We start from the raw sequence: 25,554 nt of genomic DNA on the forward strand, positions 1-25,554 counted from the left end.
TATCACAATTATATCCTATATACTTATAAAACAGTATGTTTGGATGTTTAAAGCGGCAAAATTAGATAAAATATTCTAAGGTTCATCGTAATTGAATTAAATTCGCAATCATACAATAAAATAGGTCTATGAGTTATGTATTAGCATTCGCAGGTAGCAATTCTTCAGTTTCCATTAATTATAAATTGGTAAAGCATACTGCTACCTTAATAAAAGGGGAAGAAGTGAGGTTGAGAGATCTTTCTAAATATCCATTTCCGATGTATAGTCAAGATGCAGAAAAGGAAAATGGATTCTCTAATTCTTTGGTTGAATTCAATAATGAAATAGCCAATTCTAAAGGATTAATCATCTCAGTAAATGAGCATAATAGTTACCCATCTGCATATTTTAAGAATACGATGGACTGGTTGTCTCGAATAGATTCTAAGTTTTTTGCGGATAAGAAGATTTTATTGATGGCCACTTCAGGTGGTGGTCGTGGTGCTATTGGTGCTTTAGAAGTGGCAGAAAAAATGATTGCTAGATTTCAAGGTACTGTGGTTGAATCTTTTTCATTACCGCGTTATAACGAGAATTTTGATGAAGTAAAAGGGATTATTGATGCCAAGTTGGCTGAGATACATGCTGCCAAAGTAGCTTCTTTTGTAAAGTCTATTTCTTAAAATTATAAAAAGGGCATAAGTTAAATAAACCTTAGGCTTCCCTATTAAACTAGAGGACTTTCTTACCTTTATTGCGTGTTAGAAGCATTCAAAAAACATATTGAAAATTCTTTTCCAGAATTGTTAGATACTCACTTCATCATTGCATGTAGTGGCGGTCTAGATAGTTCAGTGCTTGTGGAGCTTTGTCATCAAGCCAATTTGAGATTTTCTATAGCACATTGTAATTTTAGATTGCGTGGCACAGCAAGTGACGGTGATGAAGCTTTTATATGTGATTATGCCAAAAAAATAGAGAAAGAGTTCTTTGTAACTCATTTTGATACGCTTGGTTATGTGAATCAGCATAAAGTTTCTGTGCAAATGGCTGCTCGTGAACTTCGTTATGCTTGGTTCGAGCAATTATTAAAAGAGAATAATAGTTCTTATTTGTTAACCGCTCATCATGCAAACGATAATTTAGAAACTTTTTTAATCAATTTATCTCGAGGTACAGGTATTGATGGCTTAACGGGCATACCTGCTAAAATAAATAATATACGGAGACCTTTGTTGCCTTTTACTAGGCAAGAACTGGAATCTTTTGCACAGGTTGAAAAAATGGATTGGCGTGAAGATGCGAGTAATGGCGATGCAAAATATTTACGTAATAAAATTCGATTAGAGATTATTCCGAAGTTGAATGAATTGCATCCTACTTTTTCAGATAATTTCAAGAATACACTAGACTATCTACAGCAGACGGAAACTATTGCTTCAGCATACCTTTACAAATTAAAAGAAGAACTTTTTATTGATAAGCATGGTAGGTTTGAGATTGAAATTGCAAAATTGAAAGAATTACATCCGCTTTCTACTTATTTACATGGATTATTTAGTGCTTACGGATACAAGGAAATGGATAATCTTGAAGCTTTGTTAGATGGACTTTCTGGTAAGCAATTGTCTTCTAATACTCATGTACTAGTTAAAAATCGTGATGTATTGATTTTAACTTCAAATGTAGAAAGCAAATCGGATACTCAGGAGTATCTGATTACGGAAGAAGAAGTACCTTTGAACCTTCCGTTAAATTTGAAATTTTCGGTAGTACCAGAACGTCATGATAATACAGATACTGTAATATTTGTTCAAAAGAATACATTAAAGTATCCGTTAACAGTAAGAAAATGGAAAACTGGCGACTATTTTTATCCAATAGGTTTAAATAGGAAAAAGAAATTGGCAAAGTTTTTTAAAGATGAAAAAGTAGATGTTTTGTCTAAAGAAGAAACTTGGTTGTTATGCTCAGAAGGGCAAATTGTTTGGGTTATTGGTATGCGCGCAGACCATCGTTTTAAAGTTGACGATACCACTCAAGATATTTTAAAAATAGAATTTACATGATAAGATTTTTTGCTTTATTACTATTTATTGTTGTGTTACCATTAGGTGTTTTTTCACAAACAGAAGATGAACCCGTAGTTTGGGAACAGCAGGTTAATAAAATATCTGAATCGGAATATGAGCTGATAATGCAAGCTAAAATCTTAGATGGTTGGCACATGTATTCTCAATTTACATCTGAATTTGGTTCTTTGCCAAGCGAGTTTACCTATAACGGTAATGGCACTATATATGAACTTATTGATGGTACAGAAGAGAGTGAAACTATAAAAGAATACAGTGAAATATTTGAGGTTGAAGAAACCTTTTTTAAGGATAATGCGACCTTTACACAGCGTATTAAAATAGTAGATCCAGCAATAAATCAAATAGATGTTGACTTGTTCTTTCAAGTATGTGAAGAGGTTTGTATCCCTATGGATAAGAAGTTCATTTTTACATTAGATGGTTCTGCTGCTGAAGCAGTTGTAGCGACTGTTGATGATAGAAGTTTGTCATTAGGTCAAGAATTACGATTAGATTTAAAGAATAGGGAACTACTAACTCAAGGTCAAGATAACATTGCTGAGACTACTAATATTTGGGTAATTTTCGGATTAGGTTTTCTTGGCGGATTAATAGCTTTATTGACTCCTTGTGTGTTTCCAATGATTCCGCTAACGGTATCATTCTTTACCAAACATTCTCAGAATAAATCAAAGGGGATTGTAAATGCATTGCTCTATGGCTTCTTCATTATTTTAATCTATTTCTTATTAAGCTTACCATTCCATTTGTTCGACTCAGTAGATTCTCAAATTTTAAATTCCATCGCTACAAATGTTTGGTTGAATTTGTTATTCTTCGTGATCTTCATATTCTTCGCTTTTTCGTTTTTTGGATATTATGAATTGACCTTGCCAAACTCATGGGCAAATAAAATGGATGATGCATCGTCTAAGGTTGGCGGAGTGTTAGGAATATTTTTTATGGCCGTTACATTGGCTATTGTATCTTTCTCGTGTACCGGCCCTATTTTAGGAGGATTATTAGGTGGTACTACTTTGGCAGAAGGTGAAGTGGCTACGAATCTTACTGCGGGTATGACAGGTTTTGGCATTGCATTAGCATTGCCTTTTGCATTATTTGCGTTATTCCCGGCATGGTTAAATTCACTTCCAAAATCTGGCGGATGGATGACTACGGTTAAAGTAGTGTTGGGCTTCTTAGAAATTGGTTTAGCACTAAAATTCTTGTCTAATGCAGATTTAGTGGGTCATTGGGGTATTCTGAAAAGAGAAGTATTTTTAGGTATTTGGATTGTTTTAGGAATAGCAATGACATTGTATTTATTTGGATTATATAAATTTCCACATGATGGTCCGATTAAAAAGTTGTCTATTGGTAGAAAAATTGCTGCCCTTATAAGTGCTGCCTTTACTATTTATATGATATTGGGCGTTACTAATATTACAAACCTAAAATTGTTAAGCGGCTTTCCGCCGCCAGAGTTTTATAGCATTTTTGAACAAGAAAGCGATTGCCCACTAGGTATTGATTGCTTTAAAGATTTTAATGAAGGTCTTGCATACGCTAAAGAAGTGAATAAACCTATATTGTTAGATTTTACGGGTTGGGCTTGTGTCAACTGTAGAAAGATGGAAGATAATGTATGGAGCGATGCAGAGGTGTTCCCGATTATAAAGGATAACTATGTGCTTATTTCATTGTATACCGATGATCGAGAAGAACTGCCTGAAGCGGAACAGTTTAATTTTCAGTATGATAGTGGTCGTGTTAAGGAAATTTCGAACATTGCCCAAAAATGGGGAACCTTTCAAGATGTAAATTTCAATTCGATTTCTCAACCATTTTACGTATTGCTTTCTCCAGATTTGAAAGTGCTAAATACATCTATTCAAAATTCAGATGTACCAACCTATAAAAATTGGTTGCTAGAAGGTTTGAAAAATAATAATTGATAGGTAGGTTTTGTAGGATGTTGACTACTTGTCAATAAAAAGCAGAGCTACGAAGTGTTTATTGTAAAAAATAGTTTTAACTTGGGAACGTTTCCCCCAAACTAAACTATGAAAACATTAAAAAAAATAGGAGCAATCCTATTGGTTGTTGTTACCCTTCTGATCATTGTTGTCGGAGCATTTGCATACACTTTAAAACCAGATTATTCTGGTGAGAAAGAATTAGTAGGCCTTCAAAAAGAGGTCAATGTGTACTACGATGAATACGGTATTCCCCATATTTACGGTGAAAATGAAAAAGATGCCTTTAGAACTTTAGGCTATGTACATGCGCAAGATCGTTTGTGGCAAATGGAGCTATTGCGAAGAATTGCTAGTGGTGGTTTGTCAGAAGTTTTTGGTGCTGATTTAATTGGTACAGATAAATTCTTTTTATCACTTGGTATTGCAGATGCATCTAAAGTGTCTGCCAATAATGTGGATGAGAGTGATGCCGGAGTAATTCTGTCAAAAGCATACTTAGACGGCATTAATCAATTTATAAAAGAAGGACCAACACCTGTTGAGTTTTACCTTACGGGTATTGAAAAGAAAGAATTTGTTTTAGAAGATGTCTATAATACTATTGGTTATATGGCATTCAGTTTTGCAATGGCACACAAGACAGATCCTCTTTTGACTACGATAAATACAAAACTAGGAACCGAATACTTGAATGATTTGCATGTTGGTTCAAGTGCGGAGACAGAATGGATAAAGAATTACAATCCGTCGCAGTCAGACTCTATTCAAAATAACCTAACAGCAGCTGTAAATAAAGCATTAGGGGTGTTAGATATTCCATTATTTGAAGGTAGTAATAGTTGGGTGATTGCACCTGAAAAAACAAAGAACGGCAAGGTGATTTTAGCTAATGATCCTCACATTGGTTTTTCTCAACCATCAGTTTGGTATGAAGCTCATATTGAAACACCTACGTATTCAAAGTACGGATATCATATTGCAGGTATACCATTTCCACTATTAGGGCATAATAGAAAAGTAGCTTACGGTATTACCATGTTCGAGAATGATGATGTTGATTTCTATTACGAGCAGAATAATCCAGATAAAGAGAATCAATACTTATCTGAAAATGGGTATGTAGATTATGAAATCATTACAAAGAGTTTTAAGGTAAAAGATTCGTCAGAAGTTGAATTTTCATATAAAAAATCGAACCACGGACCAATATTAAACGGAATAGCAGATCAGGTGCAAGGTGAAAGACCAATTGCCATGTCATGGTTATATACTCAAATAGATAATAAAGTTATAGATGCTTTATTCGGTTTAAGCCATTCTAATAACCTTACGGAGTTTAAGACTGCTCTACCAAAAATTCATGCACCCGGTTTAAATATAATGTACGGAGATGATGAGGGTAATGTAGCATGGTTTGCCACTGCTCAGCTTTATAAAATTCCTGATTCGATAAATACAAAGTTAATTTTTGAAGTAGGAAAGGGGCTTCCGGTAGAAAAGGAATTTATTGGTTTTAATGAGAATCCACAGTCAATAAATCCGTCAAATAATTATGTGTATTCTGCTAACAATCAACCAGATTCTATTGCAGGTATGTTATGCCCAGGTTACTATTTACCTGAAAACAGAGGAAAACGAATAGTGCAGCTATTAGAACCTAAGAATGATTGGGATTTAAACGCGGCAAGTGAAATGATTACTGATGTTATTTCAGCTGTAGATCCAGAAATTGTCACCAATTTATCTAAATATTTAGATGTATCATTATTAAGTGAAAATGGATTAAAAGCCATTGACAGTTTAAAAATGTGGAAGGGTGACTATGAGCTTTCATCAATAGAGGCTACTATTTATAATAGATGGGTGTATTACTTTTTAGAGAATACTTTTGAAGATGAATTGGAAAAGGAATTGTTTAATCAGTTTTTAGGTACCCATTTTACAAAAAGATTAATAGCACCATTATCTAAAGATGAAGAGTCTGTTTGGCTAGATAATGTAAATACCACCGATGTTCAAGAGACCATGGCAGATATAGTAAATATGTCTTTTATGGAGGCGGTATTTTCTTTAGAAAAAGATTTTGGTAAAAACATGGATTATTGGCAATGGGAGAGAGTGCATAGTATAGAACATCCACATCCAATTGGTCAAATAGCAGCCTTGCGTTCCTTTTTTAATGTAGGTCCTTTTCCGGTGAATGGTACTAGAGAAGTAATCAATAATATGGCATTTTCTTATGACGCTACTGGTTTTTACAAAACAACCTCGGGACCTTCTACGAGAAGACTTATAGATTTCTCTGATGTAGAGAATAGTATCAGCATTCTGCCTACTGGGCAATCTGGTAATCCGTTTAGTAAACACTTCAAGGATCAGGCAGAAATGTATGTTAACGGAGAGTTCCGTAAAATGATGATGAATACTGCTGAAATTAAAATGAGTAAAGAAATCCTTACATTTAAGCCAAAGGATTAAAAATGCTTACAAAAGTTTATGGGAGTGCAGTATTTGGTGTAGAGGCCACAACAATAATTGTTGAAGTAAATATCGATAAGGGAATCGGTTATCATTTAGTAGGGTTGCCCGATAATGCTATTAAAGAAAGTAACTATAGAATAGCAGCTGCATTACAGAACAACGGTTATAAAATTCCTGGCAAAAAAATCACCATAAATATGGCGCCTGCAGATCTTCGTAAAGAAGGTTCTGCTTATGACCTTACCTTGGCAATTGGAATTTTAGCGGCATCTAGTCAAATTAAATCTGAAGATATTGAGAAGTATATCATCATGGGCGAATTGTCTTTAGATGGTAGTTTACAGCCGATAACTGGTGCGCTACCAATTGCTATTAAAGCACAGCAAGAAGGATTTACCGGTTTCATTTTACCAACGGCAAATGCAAAAGAAGCTGCTATTGTTGGAGATTTAAAGGTATACGGCATAGATAATATCAAGCAAGTTTTAGACTTCTTTGATCAAGGTACTCCGCTTGAACAGACTATAATAGATACCAGAGAAGAGTTTTATAAGAGTTTAGATTTTCCAGAATTTGATTTCTCAGATGTAAAGGGACAGGAAAGTATTAAACGCTGTATGGAAATTGCTGCAGCAGGCGGACATAATATCATATTAATTGGTCCGCCAGGTGCTGGTAAGACCATGTTAGCAAAACGTTTACCTTCTATTTTACCACCAATGACTTTGCATGAAGCTTTGGAAACCACTAAAATACATAGTGTAGTTGGTAAAATTAAGAACATGGGGTTAATGAGTCAACGACCCTTTAGAAGTCCTCATCACACAATATCCGACGTCGCTTTGGTAGGCGGTGGTTCATACCCGCAACCGGGTGAAATTTCATTGTCACACAACGGCGTATTATTCTTAGATGAATTACCTGAATTTAAACGTGGCGTGTTAGAAGTTATGCGCCAACCGCTAGAAGATAGAGAGGTGACAATTTCTCGTGCTCGTTTTACGGTAACTTATCCAAGTAGTTTTATGTTGGTGGCTAGTATGAACCCTAGTCCGGGTGGATATTTCAATGACCCAGATGCTCCGGTAACTTCATCGCCTGCAGAAATGCAACGCTATTTAAGTAAAATATCTGGTCCGCTTTTAGATCGTATAGATATACATATTGAGGTTACTCCAGTTCCGTTCGAAAAGTTATCCGAAGAAAGAAAAGGAGAGGGGAGTGTTGAAATAAGAAAACGTGTAACAGCAGGAAGAGAAATACAAACAGCCAGATTCGAAGGTTTGGATAATGTGCACTATAATGCTCAAATGAACACAAAACAGATTCGTGAATATTGCAAATTAGATGATAAATCTAAAGCGTTATTGAAAAATGCAATGGAACGATTAAATCTTTCCGCTAGGGCCTATGATAGAATTTTAAAAGTAGCAAGAACTATTGCTGATTTAGCCGGTGAGCAGGTATTGAACGGTGATCATATTTCAGAGGCCATTCAATACCGTTCACTCGACAGAGAGGGTTGGTTGGGGTAAAGTTTTATAAAGAAGAGGTATGATTTAAGAATACAACTCTTCATTATTAATATCGTCTTCGTTATTATTTGGTGCTGTAAAAATATCTTTAAGTATGTAACTGGTAACTATAGTAAGCCCAAGTGTTAGAGTAGGTATTGCGTAATCCCATGTTAATAGTTTCATGAGGCCACCACAGATTAGGGTAATTACACCTATTACCATAACAAAGTTCCATATAATTTCGGTAGTACTATTCTTAACACCATCTTCTTTAGACATAAAGTAAGAGGTGCCTTCCATCGCAAACCAAGCAATGAAAGTAAATGCGGTACCAATTTGAAAAAATAGGGTATGGGTGAAATCTAAAATTGTTAAGAGTCCGTTGGTCGTCCAAAAAAGCACCAATGCCATTTTAATTAAATCTACGGTCTTTTTTTCTTCCTTTTTTAAAAAGCGCAATCCGTATAGAATAAGAATCGCTGCAAAGGAGATGAAAATAATTCCTTCAGAAAAAGGCCAGTGAAGTATTCGCATTACCACACCCATTAAAAGTGTGGCTATGGCAGCTCTAATCGGATTTCTAAATGCTTTTTTAGAATTTTCCATATCTGGTTTTTTAGTTAATAACTTTAATGTTGGCTTTTAGGCCTTGCATTATTCCTATGATATTGTTTACGGTTTCATTTAGGTAATACCGTACTACTATATGCGGAATTCTAATGGTTGTAAATCCATTTTTAAAGGAGTGCATCGCTTCTTCTAAATTGTTGATAGCCTCATGTTCGGTCAGCTTATCATATTCAGAGTCAATTTCAATATTAAGTTTTACACGAGAAATGGCGATATCGATAGATTTTTTACCATCCCACCACTCTAACATGGGGTTTACACCAGCTTCTTTCAGCGCATAATAAAGCTGAATAGCTTCTAAGGGTGTATTGTGTTTAGTAATCAATAACTTAATACGTTCATGGTGCTTCATGCAAAGCTCTACGCCAGCACTCTCCATTGCATTTTTGTGGTCTAAATAACCGAGTTCTTTGTTACATTCTAAGCAAATCATTAATAGGTTAAGTTTAAGGTTTGGGGATAGCTATAACCCTGTTATTTTTGGATTAGTATGTAATCTCGATGAATGACATCCAAGTTTTAGACGAACTGCATTTTTTTAGACAAACGGCATTTTGAAATGTTAAAATTGTGGTGAAATTGATTCTGGGTATGGTGAGAATATTCAGATTAACCAATTATATTTACAAGAACGATAATTTTACTAGATGTTTAAGAAATTAGGTCCGGGTGTACTGGTGGCCGCAGCGTTTATTGGTCCCGGTACGGTTACGGCATGTACTTTGGCAGGAGTCAATTTTGGATTTAGTTTACTGTGGGCCATGTTGTTATCTATCATAGCAACCTATGTTCTTCAAGAAATGTCTGCCCGTTTAGGTATCGTAACCCAGAAGGGATTGGCAGATGTTATCAAACAAGAACTGCATAACCCTTGGATTCGTAATAGTGTCATAGCTCTTATCTTTTCTGCCATTATTATTGGTAATGCCTCTTATGAAGCAGGTAATATAGGTGGTGCCACCTTGGGTATGGAAGCTTTATTTGGTATGACCTATAGTAATCTGTATCCTTTTATTTTGGGTGGTTTGGCTTTCATATTATTATACTTGGGTAGTTACAAGTCTTTGGAAAAGGTGTTTATAGTGCTTGTACTTATTATGAGTTTATCGTTTGTAATGACGGCTATTTTGACCAAACCAGATATATGGGAACTCATTAAAGGATTGTTCATGCCTACAATTCCTGAAAAAGGCATTCTTACTATAATCGCTTTAGTTGGTACCACCGTTGTACCTTATAATCTTTTTCTACATGCAGCATTGGTAAGTGAGAAATGGAAATCTAAAGACGATTTAAAATTAGCTAAGCGAGATACACTAGTTTCAATTATTTTAGGCGGACTAGTTTCTGTCAGTATAATTATATCAGCTGCGGCCATAAACTCTACAGAAGTAAATAATGTTATGGATATGGCAAAAGCCCTAGAACCTTTATACGGTTCTGCGGCTTTGTATTTTTTGGGTATTGGTATGTTTGCTGCTGGTATCACCTCTGCGATTACAGCACCTTTAGCTGCAGCCTATGTGGCAAATAGTTGTTTTGGATGGAATGCAGGATTTAAAGATGCTAAGTTTAGAATGATATGGATAATGATACTAATACTAGGGGTATTCTTTTTATCCTTCGGAATTAAACCTATTGAGATTATAAAATTCGCTCAAATTACCAATGGCTTGTTACTGCCCATAATAGCTGTCTTTTTGCTTTGGGTGGTAAATAGAACGGGAGTGATGGGGGAATATAAGAATAACATGATGCAGAATATATTCGGAGGACTGATTATTCTGCTTTCCGTTTTATTAGGTGCTAAAAGTATCTTAACCGTATTAGGCTTTTTATAGATGACGAAACATTTTATTGATATTAATTGTGATGTAGGGGAAGGTGTTGGTAATGAAGAAGCGTTATTTCCGCTTATCAGTTCTTGTAATATTGCTTGTGGTGGTCATGCAGGTTCTAAAAAGAGTATAGTATTCTGTTTAGAGTTGGCAAAGAAGTGTAATGTAAAGATAGGTGCGCACCCATCATATCCTGATAGAGAAAATTTTGGTCGTGTTTCTATGAATATATCTAGCGATGCATTGATCCAAAGTATAAAAGAACAATTGCAATTATTCATGTCTTTATGTAATCAGATAGATGTTCAATTACATCATATTAAACCTCACGGGGCACTTTATAATGATATCGCTAAAGACGAACTTGTAGCGAAAATGTTTTTAACTGGTATAGAAGAATTCAAAAAAGACGTAGTGTTATATGTTCCATATGGTAGCGTCATTCAAAAATTGGCATTAGAAAATGGATTTAAAGTTCTAGTTGAAGCCTTCGCTGATAGAAATTACAATACTGATTTAAGTTTGGTTTCTAGAAAAGAGAGCAATGCCCTAATAACTGATGGTAAAGAGGTGTTGAATCATCTATTAACAATGTATAAAGAAAATGAGGTAAAAACGGTGAGTGGAGATAAAATCCCTATTATCGCAAATACCTATTGTATTCATGGCGATACACCTTCGGCATTGCAAATTTTGGCGTATCTTTCAAATGAATTACCTCATCATAATCTACTCATAAAATAGTGAATTCCCCTAAAATACATATCAAACCATTTGGCGTACATTCTGTTTTAATTGAATGGCCAAATGAGGTTAGTGAAATCATATTAGAAAAGATATTACATTTTGAACGGTTTTTAAACAAAGAAGTGTTTACGAATAAGGAGTGGGAGTTAGTACCTTCTTATAACTCTCTTTTGATAGTTAATAGGACAAAACAAATCGATTTTCAGAAATTATCTTCTGATATAAACAACTGGTATGAACAATTAAAAGAATCTCCAAAACCAGATAGGTACTTATGGCGATTACCAGTTTGTTATGATTTGGAATTCGGTTTAGACCTTGAAGAGGTCGCAAATCATTTTAATAAAACAAAAGAAGAAATTATAGCCTTGCATACTGGCGCTACGTATACAGTATTCGGTATTGGGTTTTTACCAGGCTTTATGTATTTAGGCGGTATCAATAAAGAGTTAGAGATGCCAAGAAAAGCTACACCTAGATCTAAAGTGGTTAAAGGTGCTGTTGGTATTGCAGGTAAACAAGCAGGAATCTATCCGCAAGAATCACCAGGAGGTTGGAATATCATTGGAAATTGTGCAGTGCCCATTTTTGACGCAACAAAAGAGAATCCATGTTTTGTAAGTGTTGGCGATAAAATTGAATTCTATCAGATATCTAGAGCAGAGCATGACCTTCATATAATAGAAGCAGAAGTGGGTATTTATAAACCTGAAAAAATTAAGATAGATGCTTAAAGTTCTAAAAGCAGGTTTTTATACCACGGTGCAAGATGCAGGGAGATTCCATTATAGAAATAAAGGAGTACCAGTATCTGGGGTAATGGATGAAATGTCAGTTTTTAAAGTAAATTCTTTGTTAGAGAATAAAGAGTCTTCTGCCGTGTTAGAAATTACCATGACGGGACCAACCCTCATCTTTGAAAAAGAAACCTTTATGGCACTTGGTGGAGCCAAAATGTCTGCGACACTCAATAATTTGCCTATCCAAAATTATAAAGTCTATATGATAGAAAAAGGTGACATACTTTCTTTTGGTCGTTTAGAAAAAGGTTTTAGGTCTTACCTAGCTATAAAGGGTGGCTTCACACCTAAAGAAATATTGGGTAGTAGATCTTATTATAAGCCTATTACCAAAGTCAATAGATTAACTGATAATGATGTTGTTCCTTTTTCGGTGGCAGAAGATTTTCAACCTAAAATATCAGAAATTAAAGTGGCATCATTTTTAGATGAAACTGTTCTAGAGGTAAACAAAGCGCCAGAATTTGATATATTAAGCGATAAGCAGTTAGAAGAAATTTTCTCTAAAACATTTACCGTAGCTCATGAGAATAACAGAATGGCATATCAGTTAACAGAAACGATAACACCACATACATACTCAATGCTAACCTCTGCAACTATACCTGGTACCGTACAATTAACACCTGCGGGTAAATTGATTGTGCTTATGAAAGACGGACAAACAACTGGCGGATACTTAAGAGCTGTTCAATTAACAGATAAGGCAATATGCATTCTAGCTCAAAAAAAGGGCGGAGATCCTATTAGCTTTAAATTGGTGTAATTTGATACTTTTTTAACCGATTTTGTTAAGGGGCTATTTATCACCTATATTTTCAGTACTATTGTAATATGAAATTATCAAACCTAAATAAAGAACTAGTCATTGTCATTCCAATTCTGGGATGATATAGCTTTTCAATATGTGGAAAAACCTGTATCAGATATATTTGATGCAGGTTTTTTTATGTTTTATCTATAATTGTACACTGTTTTTAAGTATTGAATATGGTATATAGTTGTTGTTTAAGTGTTTGGTATTCAATATTTTAGATTCATTTTTGATTAAATGAATTTGTATTGTCAATTATTGTTAAAATTAGAAATTTTTATAAACTTTTATCTTTGGTTTAACAGTATTAAGAAATCAAGATAAGCATACGAGAATTATATTATGGAATTGAACAAACATAGTAAGAATGTAACCCAAGATCCAACACAACCGGCAGCACAAGCAATGCTTTATGCTATAGGTTTAACAGAAGAAGATTTAAAGAAACCATTAATTGGTATTGGTAGCACAGGTTATGAGGGAAATCCTTGTAATATGCATTTAAATGATTTGGCTCAAGAGGTTAAAGTTGGTGTTAATGACAGTGGCTTAGTTGGTCTTGTGTTTAATACTATTGGTGTGAGTGATGGTATATCTATGGGTACTTATGGTATGCGTTACTCTTTGCCTTCTAGAGATATTATTGCTGATTCTATGGAAACAGTAGTGCAAGCAATGAACTATGATGGTTTGGTTACTGTTGTTGGGTGCGATAAAAATATGCCAGGTGCACTTATGGCGATGATTCGTTTAAATAGACCATCTGTTTTAGTGTATGGTGGTACAATTGCTTCGGGTTGTTTTAAGGATAAGACCTTAGATATCGTTTCTGCTTTTGAAGCATGGGGCGAGAAGGTTGCTGGTACAATGAATGAGGAAGATTACAAAGGTGTAATTCAGAATGCTTGCCCAGGTGCAGGTGCTTGTGGTGGTATGTATACTGCTAATACAATGGCATCTGCTATAGAAGCTTTGGGTATGGCAATGCCTTATAATTCTTCTAATCCTGCTATTGGAAAAGATAAGCAGTACGATGCTATAAACTCTGGTAAGGCTTTAAGAAACCTTTTAGAGAAAGATATTAAGCCAAGTGATATTATCACTCGTAAATCAATGGAGAATGCTATTCGTTTGCTAACCCTTTTGGGTGGGTCAACAAATGCGGTACTTCACTTTTTGGCAATCGCTAAAGCTGCCGATGTTGATTTTACGTTAGATGATTTTCAAAAAATTAGTGATACAACGCCATTCTTGGCAGATTTAAAGCCAAGTGGTAAATTTTTGATGGAAGATGTTCATCGTGTAGGTGGTGTACCTGCCGTTATGAAGTTTATGCTTGAAAACGGAATGCTACATGGAGATTGTCTTACCGTTACTGGTAAAACAATAGCTGAAAACTTAGCTGATGTACCTGGTTTATTGGAACATCAACAAGTAATAAAACCTTTGAGCAATCCTATTAAGGCAACAGGTCACTTACGTATTCTTTACGGCAACCTAGCCACTGAAGGTGCTGTGGCTAAGATTACAGGTAAGGAAGGACTGTATTTCTCTGGTCCGGCTAAAGTATATAATGATGAGTTTCTTGCTAATGCCGGTATCGGTAGAGGTGAGGTGAAAAAAGGTGATGTTGTGGTTATACGTTACGAAGGTCCAAAAGGAGGACCCGGTATGCCAGAAATGTTAAAACCAACTGCAGCTATTATGGGAGCAGGTCTTGGTAAAGATGTTGCTTTGATTACAGATGGTCGTTTCTCAGGTGGTACACACGGTTTCGTAGTGGGTCACGTTTCTCCTGAAGCACAAGAGGGCGGAGCAATTGGTCTTCTAGAAAACGGAGATATTATTACGATAGATGCTGAAAAGAATGAAATTTCGGTTAATCTAACAGATGAGCAGTTATCAGAAAGAAAAAAGAATTGGAAACAGCCAGAATTAAAGGTGAAAAGAGGAAGTTTATACAAATATGCCCGTATGGTATCTTCTGCATCTAATGGTTGTGTTACCGATGAGTTTTAAATAACACCGGCTAGATTTTAATTAGTTCTAGTAGGGTTTTAATATCAGGCTATTGTAACTCTTATATGCAATACTTGAATTTGATTATTAATTATGGAAACAGTAAAAGAGAAGAAAAAAGGTACAGATTCCAAGAAAACTATAAAGATTTCTGGAGCAGAGGCGTTAATTCATTGTTTGTTGGCCGAAGGGGTCGAAACAATGTATGGCTACCCTGGTGGCGCAATTATGCCCGTCTACGATGAACTATATAAGTTTCAAGATAAATTAACGCATATTCTTACTAGACATGAACAGGGTGCTACGCATGCTGCTCAAGGATATGCTCGTGTTTCAGGTAAAGTGGGTGTTGCAATAGCAACCTCTGGTCCTGGAGCAACAAATTTAGTGACAGGTCTTGCAGATGCGCAGATAGATTCAACACCTATGGTTTGCATTACAGGTCAGGTTACTAGACAATTACTAGGTACCGATGCTTTTCAGGAAACTGATATTATTGGTATTTCTACTCCGGTAACGAAATGGAATTATCAAATAACCGAAGCTTCTGAAATACCAGAAGTAATGGCGAAAGCTTTTTACATTGCTAAATCTGGTAGACCAGGTCCGGTATTAATTGATATTACTAAAAATGCACAAATAGATGCGTTCGATTTCTCTTATGAGAAATGTACTGCTGTTCGTAGTTATAAGCCGGTTCCAAAACCTAAAATGAGTGCAATTCAAGCAGCTGCAGATTTAATCAATAGCGCTAAAAAACCATTTATTGTTTGGGGTCAAGGTGTAATTCTTGGTAAAGCAGAAGCTGAGCTTAAAGAACTGGTTGAGAAAACTGGAATTCCTGCAGCATGGACAATCATGGGGGCATCTGCCTTAGATACTTCACATCCATTAAATGTTGGTATGGTGGGTATGCATGGTAACTATGGTCCTAATGTATTGACTAACGAGTGCGATTTACTAATTGCCATAGGTATGCGTTTTGATGATCGTGTAACCGGTAATTTAGATTCTTATGCAAAGCAAGCCAAGGTAATTCACTTTGAAATTGATCCGGCAGAGATTAATAAGAATGTGCATGCAGATGTTGCTGTTTTAGGTAACTCAAAAGAAACTTTAGGGTTGTTGTTACCATTAGTAAATGATAATAATCATGATGCTTGGCATAATATATTCAAAGAGAAATATAAAATTGAGTTCGATACTATTATAAATAATGACATTCACCCTACTAAAGATGGCTTGACCATGGGTGAGGTGATTGAAGAAATCAATTTAGCTTCAAACAATAAAGCAGTTATCGTTTCTGACGTTGGTCAGCATCAAATGATTGCTTGTAGATATGCCAAATTCTCGCAATCTAAAAGTAATATTACTTCTGGCGGATTAGGAACTATGGGCTTTGCGCTACCAGCAGCTATTGGTGCCAAAATGGGCGCCATGGATAGGGAAGTGGTTGCTATTATTGGTGATGGTGGTTACCAAATGACCATTCAAGAATTGGGTGTAATTTTTCAACATAAAGTGCCTGTTAAGATTGTTGTTTTAAACAATGAGCATTTAGGTATGGTGCGCCAGTGGCAAGAGTTGTTCTTTGAAAAAAGATATGCTTCTACGGTTATGGTGAATCCTGATTTTGTAAAAATTGCGGAAGGGTATAGTATAGAAGCAAAACGAATTTCTGAGCGTAAAGATTTAAAATCTACAATTCAAGAAATGATGGCTTCTAAAGAACCATATTTCTTAGAAGTAAAGGTTGAACAAGAAGATAACGTATTTCCAATGATACCTTCTGGAGCTTCAGTTTCTGATGTTAGATTGAAATAATAAGAGAAAAGAATAATCTCATGAACGATACTAACATACAAGACATTCCAAAAATACACACGGAGATTACTCGTAAATCTGAAGAAATCGGATTTACGATGCCCTCAGACTTGTACGTTGGTAGCTTTCTCAAAACCTTAATTACCTCTAAACCCAATGGTAGATTCTTAGAAATAGGAACTGGTATTGGTCTTAGCCTTTCTTGGATGATAGAAGGAATGGATGCTGATTCTAAATTAATATCCGTTGATAATGACCCAGCGTTAATTTCAATTGCTTCTAGTTATTTTGGTGATGATGATAGGGTTGAGGTTATTTGCAAAGATGGTACTGATTGGATAAATGAATATTCAGGTGCTAAATTTGATTTGATTTTTGCAGATGCTTGGCCAGGTAAGTATAGTGAAATTGATGAGGTTTTAGATTTACTTCAGGTTGGCGGATTTTACATTATCGATGATATGACAAAGCAACCTAATTGGCCAGAAGGTCATGAGGATAATGTGATAGTTCTTACAGCGTATTTAGAACAACGTGAAGATTTACAATTGACCAAAATGAATTGGTCTACAGGCTTAATAATGGCCGTTAAGAAATAGTATAGAATAATATAATGACACCATAAAATCCTTTTTTAAAAGGAGTAGGTAATGAAAGCTTATGGAAAATCAATGGTTTACAATATCAGTATATTCAGAAAATAATGTTGGATTACTGAACAGAATATCAGGTATCTTTTTAAAGAGACATATTAATATAGAGAGTTTAAATGTCTCTAAATCAGAGATTGATGATGTTTCTAAATTTACGATTGTAGCACATACAACCGAAAAGTGGGTGCATAACATTGTCGGTCAAATAGAGAAGCAAATAGAAGTTATAAAGGCATTTTATCATACTGATGATGAAACCATTTATCAAGAATCTGCTTTGTTTAAAATAGCATCAGGACTCTTATTTGATGAACGTCAAATTCAGAATATCATTAAAGATAACAATGCACAGATTGTCACAGTATCAAGAGACTTTTTTGTCATTGCTAAAAGTGGTAGAAGAAATGAAATTGAAGAAATGTACGATCAATTAAAGCCGTATGGCATTATGCAGTTTGTACGTTCTGGCCGTATTTCGGTTACAAAGGATGAAATGAAAATTTCAGCGATACTAAAAGAATTTTAATAAAGAATCATAACAATAATCAAATAAAGTAAATACAAAATGGCCAATTATTTTAATACGCTATCATTAAGAGATAAATTAACGCAACTTGGAAAATGTCGCTTCATGGATTCGTCTGAGTTTGCAGATGGCGTAAATGCTTTAAAAGGTAAAAAAATTGTAATCGTAGGTTGTGGTGCGCAAGGTTTAAACCAAGGTTTGAACATGAGAGATTCTGGTTTAGATATCTCTTACACATTACGTGATGCTGCAATAAAAGAAAAAAGACAATCTTTTGTAAATGCATCTGAAAACGGATTCACAGTAGGTACCTACCAAGAATTGATTCCTACAGCTGATGTTGTAATTAACCTTACTCCAGATAAGCAACATACTGCTGTTGTTGGTGCGGTTATGCCATTGATGAAAAAAGATGCTACACTTTCTTATTCTCACGGTTTTAATATCGTTGAGGAAGGGATGCAAATACGTGAAGATATTACCGTTATTATGGTTGCTCCAAAATGTCCGGGATCAGAAGTACGTGAAGAATATAAAAGAGGTTTTGGTGTACCAACTTTAATAGCTGTTCACCCAGATAATGACCCTCAAGGTAAAGGATTAGAGCAGGCTAAAGCATATGCTGTTGGTACTGGTGGCGATAGAGCAGGTGTGTTGATGTCTTCTTTTGTTGCTGAAGTAAAATCAGATTTAATGGGCGAGCAAACTATTCTTTGTGGTTTGTTACAAACAGGATCTATTCTTTGTTTTGACAAAATGATTGAGAAAGGAATTGACGCTGGTTATGCTTCTAAACTAATTCAATACGGATGGGAAACTATTACTGAAGGAATGAAGTACGGTGGTATTACACATATGATGGACCGTCTTACGAATCCTGCAAAAGTGAAGGCTTTTGAGCTATCCGAAGAATTAAAGGATATTATGCGTCCGTTGTTTCAAAAACACATGGATGATATTATGACTGGTCATTTCTCAAAAACTATGATGGAAGATTGGGCAAATGATGATAAGAACTTATTAACGTGGAGAGCTGCAACAGGTGAAACTGCTTTTGAGAAAACTTTTGCAGGTAGTCAAGAAATTACGGAACAAGAATTTTATGACAACGGTGTGTTAATGGTAGCTATGGTTAGAGCTGGTGTTGAATTAGCTTTTGAGGCAATGACTGAGTCTGGTATTATAGCCGAGTCTGCTTACTATGAGTCATTACACGAAACTCCATTAATAGCAAATACAATTGCACGTAAGAAATTGTTTGAAATGAACCGTGTTATTTCTGATACAGCTGAATATGGTTGTTACCTTTTTGATCATGCATGTAAGCCTTTATTGACTGACTTCATGAAAGGTATTGATACTGATGTTATTGGAACAAACTTCTCTGGAGATATTGATAATGACGTTGATAATGCACAATTAATTGCTATTAATAAAGCGTTACGTACGCATCCGGTAGAAATTGTTGGTACACGTTTACGTGAGTCTATGACTGCTATGAAGCCTATCGTATAGATTTATAATTTTTATAGTTATACCGATTGTCCGGTTAGGTGCATTCTAGAAGTTGCTAATCATTATTGATTGGTAATACTTTACAGAACTGTTCTTAAGCGGACAATTTAGGTTTTATAGCAACTAAAAAATTCCCAAGAGCATTAAATAAATAATATGAGAGGTACAAAACCAGCATATTTTCCAGAATTAGATGATGTTATAGAAGCGGCTCAGGTTATTTCTGAAATATCAGATGTAACTCCGTTAACGGAAAGCATTCGATTGTCAAAGCAATTTAATTGTGAGGTTCGATTAAAGCGAGAAGATTTACAACGTGTTAGATCTTATAAAATTAGAGGTGCTTTTAATAAAATAAGCTCTTTAACCGAAGAAGAACGTGCGAAAGGTGTTATTTGTGCTAGCGCAGGTAATCATGCTCAAGGAGTGGCTTTTGCTTGCTTTCATTTAAAAATTAAAGGAACTATTTATATGCCTTCGGTTACGCCTAAGCAAAAAGTAGAACAGACTAAGTTGTTTGGTGGCGAATGGGTTGAAATAGTTTTAGAGGGCGATACTTTTGATGATGCCTCACAAGCTGCTAGTGCTTTTGGTGCTAAAACTGGTAGTATTTTCGTTCATCCTTTTGATGATCCTAAAATAATTGAAGGTCAGGCTACTGTTGGTCTAGAATTAATATCACAATCTAAAACACCAATAGATTATCTTTTTGTTTGTATTGGTGGCGGTGGTCTAGCATCTGGACTTATTAGTGTTTTTAGTCAACTTTCACCGAATACTAAGATAATAGGAGTGGAACCCAAAGGTGCTCCATCTATGAAAACTTCCATTGACGCAGGTAAAGTAGTGGCACTTGATCATATAGATAAATTTATTGATGGTGCAGCGGTCAAAAAAGTAGGTAGTTTGACCTACGACATCTGTAATTATTATTTAGATAATATGATTACGGTTGATGAGGGCAAAGCGTGCCAAACTATTTTAGATCTCTACAATAGAGATGCTATTGTGGTAGAACCTGCTGGTGCTTTATCTATTGCGGCTTTAGATGATTATAAAGAAGAAATTGCCGGCAAAAATGTAGTATGTATTATTGGTGGTAGTAATAATGACATTACTAGAACTGCCGAAATTAAAGAGCGTGCACTGCTTTATGGTAAACTTAAGCATTACTTTATTATTCGTTTTCCGCAGCGACCTGGTGCTCTAAAAGAGTTTGTAGTAGATATTTTAGGTCCAACGGACGATATTACCCATTTTGAGTATTCAAAGAAATCTAGTAGGGAAAATGCGCCGGCTGTGGTAGGTATAGAATTAAAGAATCCAGAGGACTTGAAACCCTTGATAGAGCGTATGAAATCTAACAATTTCTATGGAGAATATATAAATGATAAACCAGACTTGTTTGAGTATTTGGTTTAAACTACTTTTAATACATCAGATTCAATTTCTAGTCTTTTTTAAGATTAAGTCCTTATAAAATTATCAATCATAGTACAAATAAAAATAAGAAATGAGCGATATTAAAATTCCTGAAGAATTTAAAATAACATCAACAATAGACCAAAAACATTATTTGGTCAACGGAGAATTAAAAGAATGGAAAGGAGATACTACAGAGGTGTATTCTACAATTTCATCAACAAAAGAATACAAGCCTACATTGTTAGGTAGTATACCAGATTTACAAGAAGCAGCCGCTTTAGATGCATTAAATGGTGCTTTAAAGGCATATGATAAAGGAAAAGGGGTTTGGCCAACCATGCACGTTAAGGACCGTATTGAGTGTATGGAGGTTTTCGTTAAAAAGATGAAAACTAAGCGTGACGAGGTTGTAAAATTATTGATGTGGGAAATAGGTAAATCATTACCAGATTCACAAAAAGAATTTGACCGTACGGTTGAGTATATTGAAGATACTATTGAAGATTATAAACAATTGGATCGTGATGCAGCTAAATTTACAAAGAACGATGGTGTTTATGCGCATATTAAAAGAGGACCATTAGGTGTTGTTTTATGTTTAGGCCCTTATAACTATCCGTTGAATGAAACTTTTGCATTGTTGATTCCTGCAATTATCATGGGTAACACAACCATATTTAAACCTGCAAAACATGGTGTTTTATTAATTACTCCGCTTTTAGAAGCTTTTCAGTCAAGTTTTCCTAAAGGGGTAGTAAATGTACTTTTTGGTCGTGGTAGAACTGTTGCCGCACCAATTATGCAAACAGGTAAAGTAGATGTACTTGCTTTAATTGGTAACAGCAAATCTGCAAATGCCTTACAAGAGCAACACCCTAAAAGTAATAGATTACGTTTGGTATTAGGTTTAGAAGCCAAAAACCCTGCAATTATTTTACCAGATGCTGATTTAGATTTAACTATAAATGAATGTTTGGCTGGTACCTTGTCTTTTAATGGCCAACGTTGTACAGCATTGAAAGTGGTTTATGTTCATGAAGAAATTAGGTCCAAATTCAATGAAAGCTTCGCTAAGAAAGTCGATGAATTAAAATTTGGGAATCCGTGGGAAGATGGGGTGAAATTAACTCCATTACCTGAACCTGCTAAGCCAGATTATATTCAAGAATTAATTGATGATGCGGTTTCAAAAGGAGCTAAAATATTGAATAAAAAAGGAGGAAAGCGTTACGATAACTATATATGGCCAGCTGTTCTTTACCCTGTTACTAAAGACATGCGTGTGTACCAAGAAGAACAATTTGGACCCATTATACCCATCGTACCTTTCACGGATATCGAAGAGCCATTAGATGATATGGCAGAAAGCAATTATGGTCAACAAGTAAGTTTGTTCGGTAAAGATGTATATGCACTTTCTCCGTTAATAGATACTTTGGTGAATTTGGTATGTCGTGTGAATTTAAATAGTTCATGCCAAAGGGGTCCAGATGTCTATCCGTTTACTGGTAGAAAAGATTCTGCACAAGCAACTTTAAGTGTTCATGATGCGTTACGTTCATTCTCTATTAGAACTTTTGTAGCGTTCAAAGACAATGAATTGAATACTGAAATCATTGAGAATTTATTAGAAGCCAAACTTTCTAATTTTGTGAGTACAGATTATATATTATAAAGGTCCATAGTTAAGACTATAAAAAACCTCTCCTATTAATTAGGGGAGGTTTCTTTTTTACAATTGATACTGATTTCATTAGCTCTTTCTAAACCTGAGTATGGATAGTAAGGTATTGTTTGTTCTTCTGCTTTAAACAATACAATTGCATGCTCAATATCTTCGCAATACGGTGCTGTAGATTTTCCAAAGAATTTTGCTGTTCCCATATCCCATTCGGTTTTACTAAGTAGTACTCTTGGGTTGTTAGGTGCTATAGCTTGTGCTTTTTGATAGATGGCTATATTCTCACCAGACAATGTCATACCGTATTTTGCACCGTCAAAAGCCATGTATGCAGTGTTTAGTAGGGCATAGGCAATCATTATTTCTGGGTTGTTTTCAGATACTGAGGAAGAGGTGTCTAAAAAGCCTTTTGCTCTAGTTAGCTTTGATGTCAATAAAGCTTCGTCTTTTAAACCAAAACTACTTACAATTTCTATTAGTCCGGCATAATAAGACGGTAACCAATTATCGGTTTCTGCAGATGCTATTCTTTCAAACAGTTGTACGGCTTCTATATTCTTTTGTTGCTCCCATAATGCAAATGCTTCATTCATCCCTTTTTCATAAGATGTTTGGGCACTTAAGCTATATGTGAAAATTAGTGTGGCAATTAATAGTACTGATTTCATGATGTATAGTTTTTTAATGTTATTTATTGTTGTTCAAATATCTTTCTATTGTTATTTTTTCAATAAAATAGATGACTGAGTTGTTGGTTCTTTGTAGTGAATTGTAATTTCTAAAGGTTATCAAGTTGATTGTCATCTTTGTTGTCGCTTATCGTCCAAAAGAAACCAATGAAAAAGAAGCGGTCTGCTGCAGGCGTAATTGTTCTTCTATCGAACACTCCATCTGTATTGGTTTGGTTTGCGTATTGATATCCGTTCACATTTTTGGTTCCTAATACGTTACTTACAGATAGATATAATATTTTCTGCGGACTTATTAAATAAGCATAGTTGGCATTTAATGAATTGAAACTTTTTGCTTGTTCCGTTAAGAATCCTCCTTTGTTTGGGTCGGTATAGTTGCGCCCAGATGCATAATTATAACTTAAACCTACTTGACTTTTCCAATCTTCAATCCATCGCTTTACAACTAAAGATGCATTGTGTTTTGATGCAAAATCCGGAGTCGCAGATGTTGGATAATTTTGATAGTCCCTTTCAGTATCCAAGTAAGAGTAAGACATCCAATACTCCGTATTTTTTATTGATTTATTATCTCTCCAGAATATATCCAATCCTTTAGCAAATCCACTTCCATTACTAGAGTAGGTAGATGTTGGCAGCGCAAACGGAGTATCATACTTTACTAAGTCTCCATAATTTTTGTAATATGCTTCGGCCCTGAATATCTGTTTGTTTTTTACATATTGATAGTTCATAATATAATGGGTTGTGTTTTCGGCTGTAAAATCAGAATTATACTTTAAGTAATCGTTCTTCGGATTTTGAAAAAACTCCCCGTATGCCAATGAGAATTGGGAGTTTGCACCAGCCTTGTAGGCTAATGAAAGTCTTGGTGATAGATTAAATTCCTGTAGTAGCTCAGAATATTCACCTCTTATACCAATCTTGGTAGCTAGTTTTTTAGAGAAGAAAATATCAGTCTCAACAAAACTGCTGAAGAGATTATTGTCAAACTCATAGTCGTTTTCAAAGCTAGTATCTTGATAGTTTTCTGTAAAGTTTGTTACGAAATATTCTGCTCCAAAGTTGAGTTTGTAGCGACTAGAAAAGAATTTTTTAAATGCAATTTTTAGATGTGCCGAGTTTTCAATATCTGTAATGTCAGCATCGCTATACTTTATTTCAGAACGGTCATTGGCAAAACTAACACCTGTAGCTATGCTCCAGTCTTTTTCTAAGAAATCTTGGTAAGATGAGTTGATGTAAAGATTTCTATTCTTTAACCCGAAACGTATACCATCTGCCACATTGATATCTTCTTGTGTTAAATCGAAATTTACGGAACTATATGCACCATAGACTTTTAGTAAACCGTCGTTATTGAATTTATACCTATAGACGGCTTCACCACCTACAGATTCTATAGGCTTATGCCATTCATTATTATCAGGATACAGTTTTTGATATGGTGCTAAATTAATGTAAGATGTATTTAAACTAAGCGAGCTTTTTTTCCATTTTTGAGTATTACCTAACCCAAGCCCAACGGTCATTATAGAAATTTCAGTTTTCTCTTCTTGTGGTTCACTTATACTATTTAAAAGTAGAACACTTGATAATGCTTGCCCGTATTCAGCTGAGTAACCTCCGGTTGAAAAAGTTATCCCTTTAAATAAGAAAGGAGACAATCTACCTCTTGACGGAATATTGTTGGCAGAAGGGGAGTAGGGTGTAAATACACGCATGCCATCTACGAAAATTTGTGTTTCTTCTGCATCACCACCTCTAACGAATAATCTGCCATCTTCAGCAACGTTAGAAGTGCCTGGTAAGGTTTGCAGTGCGCCTACAAAATCACCAAGAGCACCTGCTGTTGTTACAATGTCCAAAGGTTTAAGAGCGGTAACTTTTGCATTGTCACCTGCATTGAAAGTTCCTGCGTTTACGGTTACGGCATCCAAGGTATTTACATCATCTTTTAATTTGATGGTGACATTCTTGAAATTGGTAATATCGGATGATTTTGAATACGTTTCAAAGGAAATAGAAGACACTATTAATGTCTGTTGACCTTGTTCTTTGGTTTCAAATGAGAATAGTCCATCCTCACTGGTTGCCGTACCGTCATAAGTGCCTTCTAAATATACACTTGCACCCATAATTGGTAAACCTTTAGAGTCGGTTACTTTACCAGATACTGTTGATTGCGAGAATAAATTAATAGAGAAAAATGTAATTAATAAGAATAATAGCGTCTTCATTGTTGATTTTATTTTTGATTGATATCACAAATATGAATCGTAAATGAAAGTTTAAATAAATTGGTTTTCCCAATTGTTGAATTGTTATCCTGAATTGCGAAAATTAGCGATTA

20 protein-coding genes are annotated in these 25,554 nt (G+C 35.1%); 16 read left to right on the forward strand and 4 right to left on the reverse strand.

The window, feature by feature from the left end:
- The first annotated feature begins 128 nt into the window (after positions 1-128).
- The 5 genes from BUC31_RS17595 (at position 129) to BUC31_RS17615 (ending at position 8,052) form a co-directional block, all read left to right on the forward strand.
- Positions 129-665 (forward strand): NADPH-dependent FMN reductase, encoded by a 537-nt coding sequence (locus BUC31_RS17595; RefSeq protein WP_073246701.1) that lies wholly within the window; start codon positions 129-131, stop codon positions 663-665.
- A 75-nt stretch (positions 666-740) separates the two neighbouring features.
- Entirely contained in the window at positions 741-2,051 is a 1,311-nt protein-coding gene (gene tilS, locus BUC31_RS17600) for a tRNA lysidine(34) synthetase TilS (protein ID WP_073246703.1), read from the forward strand.
- Positions 2,048-4,012 carry a protein-disulfide reductase DsbD family protein gene (locus BUC31_RS17605; RefSeq protein WP_073246705.1) on the forward strand — a complete coding sequence of 655 codons (1,965 nt, stop codon included), beginning with the start codon at positions 2,048-2,050 and terminating at the stop codon, positions 4,010-4,012. The genes tilS and BUC31_RS17605 overlap by 4 nt, the downstream gene beginning before the upstream one ends.
- Before the next feature lie 108 nt (positions 4,013-4,120).
- Positions 4,121-6,514, forward strand: a complete 2,394-nt coding sequence (locus BUC31_RS17610; protein ID WP_073246706.1) for a penicillin acylase family protein — start codon at positions 4,121-4,123, stop codon at positions 6,512-6,514.
- A 2-nt stretch (positions 6,515-6,516) separates the two neighbouring features.
- On the forward strand, positions 6,517-8,052 hold the full coding sequence (locus tag BUC31_RS17615) for a YifB family Mg chelatase-like AAA ATPase (protein WP_073246708.1): 1,536 nt from the start codon (positions 6,517-6,519) through the stop codon (positions 8,050-8,052).
- Between the two features lie 24 nt (positions 8,053-8,076).
- Here BUC31_RS17615 and BUC31_RS17620 read toward each other — a convergent pair whose 3' ends face one another.
- A complete protein-coding gene (locus BUC31_RS17620; RefSeq protein WP_073246710.1) occupies positions 8,077-8,640 on the reverse strand; it encodes a hypothetical protein in 564 nt (187 codons plus the stop codon).
- A 10-nt stretch (positions 8,641-8,650) separates the two neighbouring features.
- Entirely contained in the window at positions 8,651-9,097 is a 447-nt protein-coding gene (locus tag BUC31_RS17625; protein ID WP_073246712.1) for a hypothetical protein, read from the reverse strand.
- A 214-nt stretch (positions 9,098-9,311) separates the two neighbouring features.
- On the opposite strand from BUC31_RS17625, the gene BUC31_RS17630 reads away from it, so the two are divergent.
- The 11 genes from BUC31_RS17630 (at position 9,312) to BUC31_RS17680 (ending at position 22,503) form a co-directional block, all read left to right on the forward strand.
- On the forward strand, positions 9,312-10,505 hold the full coding sequence (locus tag BUC31_RS17630; protein ID WP_073246714.1) for an Nramp family divalent metal transporter: 1,194 nt from the start codon (positions 9,312-9,314) through the stop codon (positions 10,503-10,505).
- Positions 10,506-11,246 carry a 5-oxoprolinase subunit PxpA gene (pxpA, locus tag BUC31_RS17635; RefSeq protein WP_073246715.1) on the forward strand — a complete coding sequence of 247 codons (741 nt, stop codon included), beginning with the start codon at positions 10,506-10,508 and terminating at the stop codon, positions 11,244-11,246.
- Positions 11,246-11,983 carry a 5-oxoprolinase subunit PxpB gene (gene pxpB / locus BUC31_RS17640; protein WP_073246717.1) on the forward strand — a complete coding sequence of 246 codons (738 nt, stop codon included), beginning with the start codon at positions 11,246-11,248 and terminating at the stop codon, positions 11,981-11,983. The genes pxpA and pxpB overlap by 1 nt, the downstream gene beginning before the upstream one ends.
- Positions 11,976-12,815, forward strand: coding sequence for a 5-oxoprolinase subunit C family protein (locus BUC31_RS17645; RefSeq protein WP_073246719.1), 840 nt, complete (start codon positions 11,976-11,978; stop codon positions 12,813-12,815). Before pxpB ends, BUC31_RS17645 begins: the two co-directional genes overlap by 8 nt.
- A 390-nt stretch (positions 12,816-13,205) precedes the next feature.
- Positions 13,206-14,882 (forward strand): dihydroxy-acid dehydratase, encoded by a 1,677-nt coding sequence (ilvD, locus tag BUC31_RS17650; RefSeq protein WP_073246721.1) that lies wholly within the window; start codon positions 13,206-13,208, stop codon positions 14,880-14,882.
- 93 nt (positions 14,883-14,975) lie between these two features.
- Positions 14,976-16,709 carry a biosynthetic-type acetolactate synthase large subunit gene (ilvB, locus tag BUC31_RS17655; RefSeq protein ID WP_073246723.1) on the forward strand — a complete coding sequence of 578 codons (1,734 nt, stop codon included), beginning with the start codon at positions 14,976-14,978 and terminating at the stop codon, positions 16,707-16,709.
- A gap of 20 nt (positions 16,710-16,729) precedes the next feature.
- Positions 16,730-17,308, forward strand: a complete 579-nt coding sequence (locus BUC31_RS17660) for an O-methyltransferase (protein ID WP_073246725.1) — start codon at positions 16,730-16,732, stop codon at positions 17,306-17,308.
- A gap of 61 nt (positions 17,309-17,369) precedes the next feature.
- Positions 17,370-17,888, forward strand: coding sequence for an acetolactate synthase small subunit (gene ilvN, locus BUC31_RS17665; RefSeq protein WP_073246727.1), 519 nt, complete (start codon positions 17,370-17,372; stop codon positions 17,886-17,888).
- A 39-nt stretch (positions 17,889-17,927) separates the two neighbouring features.
- A complete protein-coding gene (ilvC, locus tag BUC31_RS17670) occupies positions 17,928-19,403 on the forward strand; it encodes a ketol-acid reductoisomerase (RefSeq protein ID WP_073246729.1) in 1,476 nt (491 codons plus the stop codon).
- A gap of 156 nt (positions 19,404-19,559) precedes the next feature.
- Entirely contained in the window at positions 19,560-20,825 is a 1,266-nt protein-coding gene (gene ilvA / locus BUC31_RS17675; RefSeq protein WP_073246730.1) for a threonine ammonia-lyase, read from the forward strand.
- A gap of 91 nt (positions 20,826-20,916) precedes the next feature.
- On the forward strand, positions 20,917-22,503 hold the full coding sequence (locus BUC31_RS17680; protein WP_073246732.1) for an NADP-dependent glyceraldehyde-3-phosphate dehydrogenase: 1,587 nt from the start codon (positions 20,917-20,919) through the stop codon (positions 22,501-22,503).
- 35 nt (positions 22,504-22,538) lie between these two features.
- Here the strand turns inward: BUC31_RS17680 and BUC31_RS17685 are convergent, their stop codons facing one another.
- Both BUC31_RS17685 and BUC31_RS17690 read right to left on the reverse strand, forming a co-directional pair.
- A complete protein-coding gene (locus tag BUC31_RS17685) occupies positions 22,539-23,177 on the reverse strand; it encodes a hypothetical protein (RefSeq protein WP_073246734.1) in 639 nt (212 codons plus the stop codon).
- Between the two features lie 110 nt (positions 23,178-23,287).
- A complete protein-coding gene (locus BUC31_RS17690; RefSeq protein ID WP_073246735.1) occupies positions 23,288-25,441 on the reverse strand; it encodes a TonB-dependent receptor in 2,154 nt (717 codons plus the stop codon).
- Between the last annotated feature and the right edge of the window lie 113 nt (positions 25,442-25,554).

The sequence above is a fragment of the Maribacter aquivivus genome (assembly GCF_900142175.1).
In the GTDB taxonomy this organism is placed as follows: Bacteria; Bacteroidota; Bacteroidia; order Flavobacteriales; family Flavobacteriaceae; genus Maribacter; species Maribacter aquivivus.